General features: G+C 51.2%; 13 protein-coding genes. 6 read left to right on the top strand and 7 right to left on the bottom strand.

Annotation, left to right across the window (positions count from 1 at the left end):
- Nucleotides 1-16 precede the first annotated feature (16 nt).
- The 4 genes from Pan241w_RS09580 to Pan241w_RS09565 form a co-directional block, all read right to left on the bottom strand.
- On the bottom strand, nt 17-1,063 hold the full coding sequence (locus tag Pan241w_RS09580) for a sialidase family protein (RefSeq protein WP_145214311.1): 1,047 nt from the start codon (nt 1,061-1,063) through the stop codon (nt 17-19).
- A 36-nt stretch (nt 1,064-1,099) separates the two neighbouring features.
- Entirely contained in the window at nt 1,100-2,086 is a 987-nt protein-coding gene (locus Pan241w_RS09575; RefSeq protein WP_145214308.1) for a hypothetical protein, read from the bottom strand.
- 50 nt (nt 2,087-2,136) lie between these two features.
- Nucleotides 2,137-2,823: a LamG domain-containing protein gene (locus Pan241w_RS09570; RefSeq protein WP_145223299.1), complete on the bottom strand. Its 687-nt coding sequence runs from the start codon at nt 2,821-2,823 to the stop codon at nt 2,137-2,139.
- 692 nt (nt 2,824-3,515) lie between these two features.
- Complete coding sequence (locus Pan241w_RS09565; protein WP_145214305.1) at nt 3,516-3,767, bottom strand: hypothetical protein; 252 nt, start codon at nt 3,765-3,767, stop codon at nt 3,516-3,518.
- A 257-nt stretch (nt 3,768-4,024) separates the two neighbouring features.
- Here Pan241w_RS09565 and Pan241w_RS09560 point away from each other — a divergent pair, with 257 nt between their 5' ends.
- The 6 genes from Pan241w_RS09560 (at nt 4,025) to Pan241w_RS09535 (ending at nt 7,993) form a co-directional block, all read left to right on the top strand.
- Entirely contained in the window at nt 4,025-4,438 is a 414-nt protein-coding gene (locus tag Pan241w_RS09560) for a DUF4112 domain-containing protein (protein ID WP_232107399.1), read from the top strand.
- A gap of 834 nt (nt 4,439-5,272) precedes the next feature.
- Nucleotides 5,273-5,854, top strand: coding sequence for a TetR/AcrR family transcriptional regulator (locus Pan241w_RS09555; protein WP_145214302.1), 582 nt, complete (start codon nt 5,273-5,275; stop codon nt 5,852-5,854).
- Nucleotides 5,855-5,986: 132 nt separating this feature from the next.
- Complete coding sequence (locus Pan241w_RS09550) at nt 5,987-6,487, top strand: DinB family protein (RefSeq protein WP_145214299.1); 501 nt, start codon at nt 5,987-5,989, stop codon at nt 6,485-6,487.
- A 92-nt stretch (nt 6,488-6,579) separates the two neighbouring features.
- On the top strand, nt 6,580-7,140 hold the full coding sequence (locus Pan241w_RS09545) for a carboxymuconolactone decarboxylase family protein (RefSeq protein ID WP_145214296.1): 561 nt from the start codon (nt 6,580-6,582) through the stop codon (nt 7,138-7,140).
- Between the two features lie 137 nt (nt 7,141-7,277).
- A complete protein-coding gene (locus Pan241w_RS09540; protein ID WP_145214293.1) occupies nt 7,278-7,478 on the top strand; it encodes a hypothetical protein in 201 nt (66 codons plus the stop codon).
- Between the two features lie 77 nt (nt 7,479-7,555).
- Nucleotides 7,556-7,993, top strand: coding sequence for a nucleoside deaminase (locus Pan241w_RS09535; RefSeq protein WP_145214290.1), 438 nt, complete (start codon nt 7,556-7,558; stop codon nt 7,991-7,993).
- Nucleotides 7,994-8,052: 59 nt separating this feature from the next.
- Here Pan241w_RS09535 and Pan241w_RS09530 read toward each other — a convergent pair whose 3' ends face one another.
- From Pan241w_RS09530 to Pan241w_RS09520, 3 genes are read right to left on the bottom strand one after another with little or no spacing between them, the layout of a single operon-like run.
- Complete coding sequence (locus tag Pan241w_RS09530) at nt 8,053-9,126, bottom strand: WD40 repeat domain-containing protein (protein WP_145214287.1); 1,074 nt, start codon at nt 9,124-9,126, stop codon at nt 8,053-8,055.
- On the bottom strand, nt 9,123-10,382 hold the full coding sequence (locus Pan241w_RS09525; protein ID WP_145214284.1) for a DUF1501 domain-containing protein: 1,260 nt from the start codon (nt 10,380-10,382) through the stop codon (nt 9,123-9,125). Before Pan241w_RS09525 ends, Pan241w_RS09530 begins: the two co-directional genes overlap by 4 nt.
- A 43-nt stretch (nt 10,383-10,425) precedes the next feature.
- Nucleotides 10,426-12,105, bottom strand: a complete 1,680-nt coding sequence (locus tag Pan241w_RS09520) for a DUF1549 domain-containing protein (RefSeq protein ID WP_198000434.1) — start codon at nt 12,103-12,105, stop codon at nt 10,426-10,428.
- Between the last annotated feature and the right edge of the window lie 202 nt (nt 12,106-12,307).

Here is a 12,307-nt window from a genome sequence, read left to right as displayed (position 1 = left end):
TTCACAGAAAGACCATTTATTCATCTGACGCCTGAGGCGCATTCAAACGCCTGAGGGGCACCTTCAGAAAGTGCACTCCGTTCCGGTTCATGAAAACGGTGCCAACATGCTGCTCATCAATCTGTATTGTGCGAGCAGAATAGTATCGGGCCGCCACAGCAGTTTTCGGCAGCAAAATCACCGTGCGCTCAGCATCCCATGTCTGACCATCATCGGTTGATAGATTATAACTCAGCCCCTGATTCTGATGGTCCCTGCCCCACGTTACCAGCACGCGGCCGTCAGAAAGCGTCGTCAAATACCGCCCCTCGGCGTTGTCTCGCTTGTCCGGAACAGCCGGGAAGTCTTTGATCAATTTCCAGTTCTGACCCTGATCCTGAGAGTGCAACAGCACTGGCCCCATCGCCAGCAGCGAACCGTTCGCCGTACGCACAATTTGCTGAAACTCGTGCTGTTTTCCATCCGGCCCCACAACAGGAAAACTCGTGAGTGCACCGGTCTGCGGGTCAAACAGTCGCGGCATTCCCACGCGTAGCGGTAGCAACCACCGCCCCTCACTCCAAGGCAAAACATTATGCCGCACTGCTCCCAGATGCTTCCCGTCAACAGGGCCAATCAAGCGCTGTTCGCTCCAGCTGCGTCCCTGATCCTCACTGATCGAAAAAAGTAAAGCACGCTCATAATATCCGTCTTTCGACTTATCATCGGCGATATAATTCCAGGTCACCAGAATTCGACCGTCAGGCAAAGTATCGGCAGTGCCCGGATAGACCTCGAATTTTTTCACTGCCCGAATCAAATCCGGTCGCTTCGCTGAAGTCGGAATGGGCCGGAGTGTTGACCAGCTCGCACCAGAATCACTGGAACGAGAACACATCAACACGTTCTCACCCTTAAACACAACAATCAAAGTCCCATCGCTGGCACGACAAATGGAGGGATGAATATGACCGCCGATCCGCTGAGCAAGAATCGAAACCGGTTTCTCTTCCGCGTGGGTAACTGGGGTTAATCCCAGCGACAGCAAAACAAGAAACGAAACGAACTGAAGCGATCTCTTCATAGCCTATGCCTCACAATGCACTTTAATTCGATTTTATCACGAATCATCGCGAAGTTGGTTGAACTGCTGGTAACTCTTCCAGGCAATTCGTTGCAGGTCAGTACGATCTTTCTCGGAAAACGTTTTCGTAATCGGTTTTCCATCACGGTCTTTTTCACGCTCTTTATTCTTCCAAAACCGAATATCGGTAATCGAATCCACGGGCAGTCCTTCCGGGCTGCGATCAAACAGCGCCGCGTACAGACAACAGGCCGTCAGATACGCCATCGTCTGATTCAAATGCGCATCGTTCACAAAACGCAACGTCAGATCGGGGCGTTCTGTCTGACAATGCAATCCCGCCAACGACATCGGAGCCGCCGACGCATCAATCTGTTTTGCCAGTGCAGCAATTGCTTTCGCCTTTTTCATGACCGCTTTTGATTCGGGAGGATTTTTCAAAGCCTTCGCGTTTTGAGTATTCGGCGTCGTTTCGTACAAAATGACACGTGCCCCCTGTGCTTTCGCCAGCGCAGCGAATTTCGGAGCATACTGGGCATACAGGGAATCCTTCCCATTCAGATCATCACGATACGACTGCAATACCACAACATCCCATTTCGTCCGCTGTGACTCGAAATCCTTCAGCAGTTTCCGATGACGCGCCAGTGCTCCTTTCGCATAGCGATTCTCCGGATCTTTTGCGGCTTCTTTCAGAGTGGCAATCGTCTGCTCCTGCTCAGCGCGCGTTAAGGCATGCTGCTTGACATAGTTCTGCGTACCCAGGTTCCAGTGATCGACCAGCCGCCGCCCCCCGTAAATGACAGTCGTCGGGTTCAACGTCAAACCGGGATTCCCGGCCTCTGCCATCTGCTTCACGACTTGAGCCAGCTTATGCCGAGCGGTGTAACTGTTTCCAATAAACAGCACATTCAACGTCTCTTTTTTCTCAGCCTCCGCAGCCCTCAAACAGGAACTATCAAGATTCAGAATCAGAAACAGACACAACAATGAGACGATCAATCGAAAACGGTTCAACATCATTCAGACTCTTTCCAGTCGCAGGAGAATTTCAGGACAATTCGAAATAATTTCTAGTTGGTTTCGCTGGATCGCGAGTAGATCTTCACATCATCCACCACCGCATTGCGAGGCACCGCCAGACGCAGCAACCGCTTGGTGGGATGCGCAATTCCTTCCGAAGAAAACGAACCCACTTTTTTGCCATCAATCGAAACCGTCAGCGTATCACCGGAAACGCTGACCAGTAGGTCGTACCATTTTCCCGTTTCCAGTTTGTTCGGAAAACGCTTGGTCTTTGTCTTCAACTTTTCTTTCAAGGCGGCAGGTAACTTGCCGGCTTTTCTCAGCTCGCGCGTTTTCAGTTCCATGTTTCCCGTCTTCAGGTCGGTCAGTTCTACACGTTTTGTACTGATTTTCGCAACGAACAAATGCCCGGCATGCACCGGCTTGTACTTCAGGTCGGCAAAGTTCAGCCCCAGACTGTCCTGTGGATCTTCCAGCATGAATCGCAGCGCAATCGCACCATCTTTGAACTCAGCAGGGTGTGTCACAGAAACGGCGTGGTCTGCCACCTTGTGAATGTAAATATACATGGCCCCGTTTTTGAGATCGACCTGCTTATTCCCTTTCGCACGACTCCGACTGTTCGATCCCCAGCCTTTTCCAATTTCATCTTTGGTTTCCTGAGACTCGTTGCGTTCGAAATCATCTTCAAAAATTAATGTGCCACGCTCATCAGCAAAAACAGGTGCAGACAAACAGACGCAAAGAGTCCAGGCGGAAATAAGTAGTCGTTTCACAGGTTGTTACCTCTTTATTAATAAGTGAGCGCTGACAGGTTTGAAGGAATACGAGACGCGTTCCAACAGCCCCAATTTTCCATTCTACTAAGAATCACCACCAATGCTTTAAAATTTATTGGTAAGCGATTTCATAAATTGTACTTTGATCCGAAATCGTTGTCGCTGTTCCAGTGCGCTTTTTATCACCGACGGTGCTCATTTTCGACTTGACGCCCTCCTGCCGTTTGGAAAGATGGTCCCTTATGCGTCGCGCGCGAGAACACTACTGGTTCAGCTGAACTCCATGAATCCCTGAAAAAAACAGCACCATAAAACCCCCTCGTTTCAGCCATATTCAACAAAAAACAGCCTCTCAAAGTTATGCGGGTCGACACATATCAACACACAACTGCCCCTCCCAACCACGCTCACCACAACGCCAACACACATCTGCACTCCCACGCCAAACAAATCCTACCAGATATCCCCCACCGCGCAGGTAAACCTCCCACATCGAAATCCACAATCTCAACTGAAGCCAATAAGCACTGTCGGACAAGCCGATCAGTGGCACACGCCAGTGGAAACCGAATCCGACAATCTGATCTTTTCAGGCCTTGAATACCATTGCGTGTACCTACCGTGAGTGGGTCGGCACCAGGTAGCGTTTATTGATTGGTTTTGAATGTGATTCCCAGGGCCGCAACCTTACCCAAGTCAGAATTAACCGCGGCTAACGCCATGCGGCTGATCTTGTTTTGGGTACTATGCCAGCAGGAAAGACTTATTAGCCGAAGGGCGTTAGCCCCGGTTCCTTCCATTTGCAAAGAGGCATTCGAATTAATAAATACGACCTGGCCGCCGGTAAAAGCCAAAGTAAACCAGCGTTCCACAAATCCTACCCGATGCCTTCCCCGCACCACAGATAAACATCCAGCACCAGCAGAAACAAAACAGCAGATCAATCAATCGTACCCGAGCGCGTTGATTGGATGATTTCAGACCAGATCGCGCTCTGACTGATCACTTCTCAACTGTGTTCACTACTAAAAACCGCCCTTTCGGGGTGTGAACCAGACTTCTGGAAATGTGGCATACGAATTGCTTTATCAATAAAAGCGAATCCTGAGCATTCAGGCACACAGGCGATGATCTCCAAAACGAAAAGGGAAACAGCGTGTCTCAACAGATAAAAAATATCAGTCCGCCTCTGACAAGTCTGCGATTTAAATCTGCAACCAGTAATTCGTACCACCCGGAGCGAACCAATCGCATGGCGCGTTTCGAACGGCTCACCCACTTTCTGGACGATGCCTTCAAAGTCCCCGGCACGAATTTGCGAATTGGCTGGGATACCCTGATCGGAATCGTACCGGGACTAGGAGACATGATTTCGGCCACGCTCTCTGGTTATCTGATCTATGAAGCGAAACAGCTGGGCGCTTCCCGGTGGGTCCTGGCACGCATGATCGGAAACGTAGCGCTCGATTCCGTGCTCGGCGCGATCCCCCTGCTGGGAGACGTCTTCGACGCCTTCTTCAAATCAAACCGCCGCAACGCGCGACTGCTGAAACAGCACTTGAACCGATAAAATTCCGGTTGAGTTTTCATCGGCGGGGTGGCACTGGTGGCTTGCCACCAGTGAAAGACAGTAAAGGTGTTCCCATCTCTTTTGATTGATTGAAGCCATTCATAGATCGAATATTTTCACACACGAACAAGTCACTGCTTTCATGAAGTTGTGACGAAGGGAGCCCCTCTTATTACCCAAGAGTTTGTTCCTGGATGGGACGTCAACTCTCAACACTGTTGGACAAGCCAACAGTGCCACCCGCCCGCCGGTAAAAACGATCAAAACCCATAGTGATAACATTGATGCGTGTTTTAAAATGTAGCGAGCCGTCTCGCAACCTTTACCGAGATTGGTCTAAACCGCGACTAACGCCGTGTGGCTGATCCGGTTTTTGGTAACTTTCCAATCGGAATACCCTATTAGGAAATTCAGACCACAAAATGAGCGTCGGGTAGCACCGAATGAAATTCGGTGTTGTCGCCAGACAACCGGAGGTCTTAGATCTAGCTGGCGCATCTTTGAGTCACCTGGGAATTGAAAATTCAAACAGAAATCGGTGAGACTCTTTTTCTTTGACCAATCAGAGCGCAACCTCCCGCTCGCTACGCTCGGCCCGAATTACATTCGGTCCTACCCAGTTTCATAGTGATCGGCTCAGCGCCAGGTCGTATTTATTTAATCGGCGGGGTGGCACTGGTGGCTGAGGTTTCATCAACACAAAGTCAACAGTCAGGACATTCAGCCTCCACCCTGACAGAAAAGAATGACAGCCAATATCTATTTTGAATACATATTCAATAAATAGCCGGTCATATCTTGACAGAGCGTTCAAAAAATCGATAACCTATCTGCATGACACGTGGCAGACCAAGAGAATTTGACGAGAAAAAAGCTCTCGAAGCGGCTCTGGAAGTCTTCTGGCGCAAGGGCTACGAGGGTGCCTCCTGTGACGAACTGCTGTCTGCGATGGGGCTGAACGCGGGGAGCATGTATGCAGCCTTCGGTGACAAACAAGCATTGTACGACAAAGCGTTTGAGCTTTACTGCGAGACCGTCTTTTCCAAAGGAGCAGCAGCCCTGGATGGCCCGGGTACTCCGTTAGAAAATGTGAAGGCTATGATTCAGGGTATTTCCGATCATATGTCATCTCCCGAATGTAAAGGTTGTTTTGTAGGCAATACCCTCATTGAATTCGGGGCGGAAAATAAAGAAATTGCCGAAATGGCCCGGCGGGTGATGAAACATTTTCAGACCGCATTGGAGCAAAAACTAAAAGCAGCTCAAGAATCGGGAGAGCTGTCCGAAAACGTTGCCCCTACGGAAATGGCGTTGTTTCTGGTTAATATGGCACAAGGGTTAAACGTAATGGCACGTGCGAACGCAGGAAAAGAAGCAATCCAAAGTATTACCCAAACGGCGTTGGCAATGCTCTAATAATCCTTTTTTTACCCATTTATTGAATGACCTTTCAATTTATTTGCCTATTTAATGAATGATCGTTCAATTTATATGTTTTACAGCGACTGACCGACTTTTTTCTTTTACCAACTGAAACAGGAGCAGACTATGAACACGCTTGATTTCATCAAAATGGGCCTCGAAGCAAGCCGGAACTTAACACTGGGACTGCTTGACGACATGCAGGATGCCCCGCTCACCCAGCCCACGTCCAAAGGAGGGAACCATCCACTCTGGATTCTAGGCCATTTAACTTACTCCGAAGCCAATCTCGTGAATCATGTCATCCTCGGAAACGAGAACCCCTTAATTGACTGGAAAGAGATGTTCGGCAGCGAGCGCGAGCCTGTGATCGATGCGAACAGTTATCTTCCCTGGGACCAGGTTCGCCAAACGTTCGATGAAGTCCGCGCACAAACGATGCAGGTCTTAGACGGGTTTTCCGATGACGACCTGGATTTGCCCAGCAAGAACTGCCCTCCAGGACGTGAGCAGTTTTTAGGTACCGTGGCAGGTTGTCTGCTGGTACTGATGTTGCATCCCACAATGCATCGCGGGCAAGTGGCTGACGCGCGTCGTATGGCAGACCGCAAACCATTATTTGCATAACGCATTGCAGGGAATCACAGCGCATATTGGTGCTGTGATTCCTTTTCAGTTTCAATCAACGACAACAAATTACGGCTGCAAAGGAAGATCCCATGACCACATTTTCTGTCCACACACAAGATTCGGCCCCTGAAGACGCGCATGAAGTTCTCAAGAAAGCTCGGAACAACTTTGGCTTCATCCCTAACTTACTAGGAGTCTTAGCCGAAGCCCCCGTCGCTGCTGAAGCCTATCTGAGCATGATTGATCTATGTCGACGCTCAAGTATGACTCCCACAGAAAGGCACGTCACCTGGTTCGCCGTTAATGATGTACATGAATGCCAATACTGCATGGCAGCTCATACAGCGGTCGCAAGGCTGGAAGAGATTCCGGAAGCCGTCATCGAAGCAGCGCGCAACGGCACTACCTATCACGACGAGCGGCTTCAGATCCTGCGCGAGTTCACGCAAAACGTTGTGAATCAGCGAGGAGTCATTCCCCCGGAAGCAGTGACTCAATTTCTGGACGCTGGATTCACCCAAAAGCATGTCTTGGAAATTATCGTATTTGTTTCCACTAAAGTGCTTTCTAACTACACCAACCATATCGCGGGAACACCACTCGACCAGGAGTTTTCCGCGTGTGAATGGAAAAAACCGAACGAAGTATGAACCTAAACACATCTCAAGAATCCACGATCTTTCCCCCTGCAAATAGAAGCATGAGAAATAGAACTGTCCAAAACAGGACACTGCGATATAATGATGGGTCTGGTAATTTATTTTCGATTTAGTCAGGGAGTAAAACAGTGTCACAAACAGGAATTGAGCCCACTACAACAAGGAACGTTGTAGAGATAAACGGAGCGCCTTTTGAATACGATCATTCTTTTGAGAATGAAGAATTCACCTATTTCTATCAAATTGATGATGGTTTGATTCTAGATACAAGAAAAGTCCCCAAATCGAAAACCGATCTTGATTTTGATTGGCGAAAAATAGGATTTTGAGGTGATCAACGAACGCCAACTTGAGTCGATCGTGCACAATCAAACCGAAGCCAGAAAAATGAGGGAGTGTTCTAACCATGGACGAATTCATGCAGGCAGCAATCGAGGAAGCCGAACAGGGTCTGGCAGAAGGGGGCGTGCCCATCGGTTCGGTGCTGGTTTTTGAAGGCAAAATCATCGGCCGCGGCCATAACCAAAGGCAGCAGCAGAACAGCGCCATTCTGCACGGCGAGATGTCAGCCCTGGAAAACGCCAGCCGCCAGACCGCCCGCGTCTATCGCAACAGTGTGATTTACACTACCCTCTCCCCCTGCCCGATGTGCAGCGGTGCGATTCGCCTGTATCAGATCCCCCGCGTCGTCATCGGCGAAAACCAGACCTTCCTGGGTGACGAAGCACTGCTCAAATCCAGCGGCATCGAACTCGAAGTCCTGCAAAACGAACGCTGCATCCAACTCATGCAGGACTTCATCGCCGCCAACCCCGAAATATGGAACGAAGACATCGGCGAGTGACAAAGCGGTAACACAAAACTGACCAGCAAGGCACCAGCCGGCGCACCTGCAAAATCTCTTCACACTTTGGCTTTTTCGGCTGCAGCCGACATGCGATAGACGCGGGCGGTGCCGTCTGCGTGGGCGACTGCCAGGTGACGACCATCGGAAAACAGATCGAGACCGCGGGCTGCCTTGGCGAGTTTCATGGTGTGGAAGAATTCGGCTTCGCCCGGCTTGCGGAACCAGAGTTCTCCCTTGCCGCTCCGGTCTGCACCGGCTCCAATCAGGAAGCCATCCGGATGAAAGCGGACGCCCCAGGCGATGCCTTGAAACGTTTTGTCCGGTTTGAGCTGGGCGGTTTCTTTGCCGGTTTTCCAGTCGAACAGCATGATAATCGGATCCTGCACGCCGGCGAACGAGTTCACCACTTTGGTAATGCCGGCACTCGCCAGTTCGCTGCCGTCCGGGCTGAACTGCAGGTCGCGGGCGCCCCCCATATCAGCGGCAAATTTATTATCGTAGCCGGTCATCACACTCGCATCGATGCTGCGCACTGCTTTGTCTGCTTTGAGATCCCAGACTTTCATGACGCCCATCAAATCCTGAGACACCAGATGTTGACCGTCCGGATGAAAGTCCGCCGCGTAAACGTGCCGCTCGTGGCCGGCGAACGTATGCAACAGACTGCCGTCTTCGATCTTCCAGACCTTCACCAGTAAATCGTTACCGCAGGTCACCAGTTTTGTCTGGTCGGGAGAAACCCGCACCCAGCGCGCCGACCCTTTGTGAGCCGGAATCGTCATTGTCGGCTTCGGCTCAGCCTCGGTCATGTTCCAGACTTTGATATCCCCGCCCCAGCAGGCGGAAAAAAGCGTATTCCCATCGGCCGAGAAATCAAACGACCGTACCCAGCTCGTGTGCCCTTTTAAAGTCCGCTGCGCTTGTGTCGCCAGGTCCCAGACATGGATATCCAAGTCTTGTGCCCCGGCAACGAAATAACGACCCGTGGGATCGACGCGGCAGGAGGTCAGTGGGCACGAATGCTTGAACTGCGCCACCTCGTGAGTTTTGGTCGGATCAATCGCATAATAAGCGGAGTCGGGCTTAGGAGCGACAAGCACTTCGGTTGTGTTTTTCTGTTTCGCGTTCATGCTAGCAACTCCTTGATGGCATCGGCAGTCGGGTCGCCGATGGGAATCGATCGGCCGGCGATCTCGTGGTCGTTCGTGGAATCAATGCCGAGTGCCTGCAGGTAGGTATGGAACAGGTGGCCGGCATCCACTTCGCGATCGGCGACCGCGGTCCCCTTCTCGTTGGTTTTTCCGATAACCGCCCCCGGCTGAATGCCACAACCGCCTAATGCAATCGACCACGCCGTGCCCCAGTGATCGCGTCCATAGCGAACATTGATTTTGGGAGTACGTCCGAATTCCGAATAGACCATGACCAGCGTGCTTTCCAGCATGCCCCGTTCATGCAGATCGTCGATCAGCATCGCAAACGTTTTGTCGAATTCGCCCAGTTGCTCGAGGTGGAAGTTGAAATTCTCAGCATGGGAATCGTAGCCATGATGCGTCACCTTCACACAGGTCGCATTGTTTTCGAGCAGCGTGCGTGCCAACAGACAGTTCCGCCCGAAATCGTGTTTGCCGTAGCGTTCGAGATCTTTCCCGTCGGGCTCTTTCTCGAAAAATGTTTTCCGGGCCATCAGCTTGGCCGCCTGCTGAAACGACACATCAAACGATTCCGTCATCGATTTCGGACGCCCGCGCCCGAACTGTTTGTTGAACTGCTGCCGCAACTGAATGCGGCGAGCCGCCGCCGTTTGATCCAGTCCTTTGGGCAAGCCTAAGTTTTTCGGTGGTTTGACACCTTCAAATTTCAATTGTCCGTGTTGCGCTCCCAGAAACGCAGACGTGCTGTCGTTGAGTCCGCGGGTCGAGATATGAATATAACCGGGCAATTCGCTGTTTGCCGGTGCCAGATATTTCGAGGCAATCGAACCGATGTAAGGATACTCGCCGGCCCGTCGGCCCTTTTCCATAAACAGACGACCCTGGCTGTGATCGTTGGTTTTCAAATTGATACTGCGCACGATTGAGAGCAAATGCATCCGTTGCGCCGTGTAAGGCAGGAGTTCGGAAATGTGCATGCCCGGAACTGACGTCGGAATGGCTCGAAACGGTCCGCCGAATTCGGTACCCGGTTTGGGATCCCACGATTCCAGCTGGCTGACGCCCCCCTGCAGATACACCTGCAGGATGCGTTTGTGCTGGCCTTGTACTTGTTCGGCAATGGCGGGTGCGCCAGACAATCCCAAACTGATCGCACCGCCGGCGGCACCCGCTAAAAACTGGCGCCGGGCCACTTGATGGTCCAGGGGATTGCATCCTTGATTTCGTCGCATTGTCAGTCCTTCTGCCTGTCAAGCAGGAACACATTGAAAAGTCTTAGTGATTGAAGCGGAATTCATCGGACGAGAGTGCCGCCCAGACCAGCTGAGGTAAACCCATATCAGGCTGATCCTGGCTGGCTTTCAGGTAAGCCGCCACCTGTTCGATTTCTGTCTGCTCGGGTAAACGCGAAAAGACGGCGAGATACAGAGCTTCCGCAATTTCGGGCGCTGTTTTCAGTTTCTTCAGTCGGGCCGTTAAGTTTGTACCGGAAGGTTTTAACCAAGATTGCACCAGCGGCCCGTTTAGCAGGAACAAAGCCTGATTCGCCGAAGCGTCAAACCGCGAAGATTGTGCGCCCACCGTCCCGAAGGTGGTGACGAAGGAAGTCACGTTTCCTTTTAACGCGTCGTGCAGTTTTTCTTCCTGCCACTGTGGGTCGTCTGCTTGCTTTGTCCCTTTTTTAGCGTCTACCTTGGCCTGTTTTGCTTTCACGCTGGCTAGAGTTTTGTCTGTGACACCGGTCGCCTGCATCATCGCCCAGGCAAGTTGCTCGGGAGAGAGCGGTTTCAACAGCCCGACGCCAAAATTGACTTTTTCAGGATATTCCGCGTCTACAGAAACATGGCTGCTGCGCTGATAGGTTTTTGACAGTGCCAGTTCACGTAACAGAAATCGCATGTCAGAGTCGTGTTCCTGAAATGCTTTTGTCAATAGCGCCAACACCTTGGGATGCGAGGGAGGATTGTCGGCATGCCACATGTCGAGTGGTTCCACGAAGCCGCGGCCCATCATCATTGCCCACAAGCGATTCACAATGTTCTGCTGAAAGGCGATGTTGTCCGAATTCGTCATCGCATCCGCTAACTGCAGTCGTCTGCTGTAAACCGGCACCGAACGCACATTTTTGGCCGGTTTGACTTTGTAGAGTACTTTCTTTTTCTCCGGGTCAGGAATTTCCGGCAAGTCCAGCATTCGCGGCGCTGTCTTCCCTTCTTCGTTCGTAAACACGGACGTGAACGTCACCAGCCCTTCCGCTTTTTCGCCGATCGTCATTTTCTTGGTCTTGGGATCTTTGAAGAGATAACTGCGACTCAAAAACGCGTTCAAACCGTGATAGTGCCGCTGCAGATAATCATCCACATTCGGATGATTGTGACACTGTGCACATTCCAGATCGCGACCCAAAAACAGTCGCCCCAGATCGCGGGTTACGACTTCGGCTTTCAATTCCCGATCGAGCAGAAACTTGGCCGCCGGTCGTGTTTTCTCATCGGTGCCGTCAACCGTTAGCATTTCCTGAACCAGCGTGTCCCAGGGTTTGTTTTCCAAAAATGATTTTCGCAGATAGTTCCGCCACTCAGCGGCAGGCACATGTTTGTCGCGACGGCGTTCCATTAACATCGTGTCGAACACATATTGCATCCGCCGCCCATGTTCGGGTGATGCCAGTAGCCGATCGACTAACAACGTCCGTTTTTCCGGTGTTGTGTCGGCTAAAAAAGCTTGTACTTCTTCAACGGTCGGAATGGTTCCGGTGAGATCGAGTCTGACTCTTCGCAAAAAAGTTGCATCATCGGCGAGAGGCGCCGCTTGGGCTTCGAACTCCGGTTTTCCCGCACTGATCAAAGAATCGATCTGTTGATGCAGCGGAACTTCAGCAGAGAACGCAGAAACCGACCCGGCAACCAGCAGGGCCGTGCAGAAAACCAGTTGTGGGATGGAACGTAATCTCATAAGGTCACGCCGTTTAGGTAGGGTTAAGCAAGTAGGGACCGACGGAGGAGCGGCCATATATCGGAGTATATTTATTCTATCGAAATTCAGGGCTCATTTCAACAAAATCTCTGCATTCAGCCATTTTTTCAGCATTTCCCTCACAGGTCGAAATCAGGCGGAATCCAGACTTAGACCGAGATCGCTGATATCCACTGAGCAT

Origin of the sequence: Gimesia alba, assembly GCF_007744675.1 — a bacterium.
In the GTDB taxonomy this organism is placed as follows: Bacteria; Planctomycetota; Planctomycetia; order Planctomycetales; family Planctomycetaceae; genus Gimesia; species Gimesia alba.
This window is presented reverse-complemented; position numbering and strand designations above follow the sequence as displayed.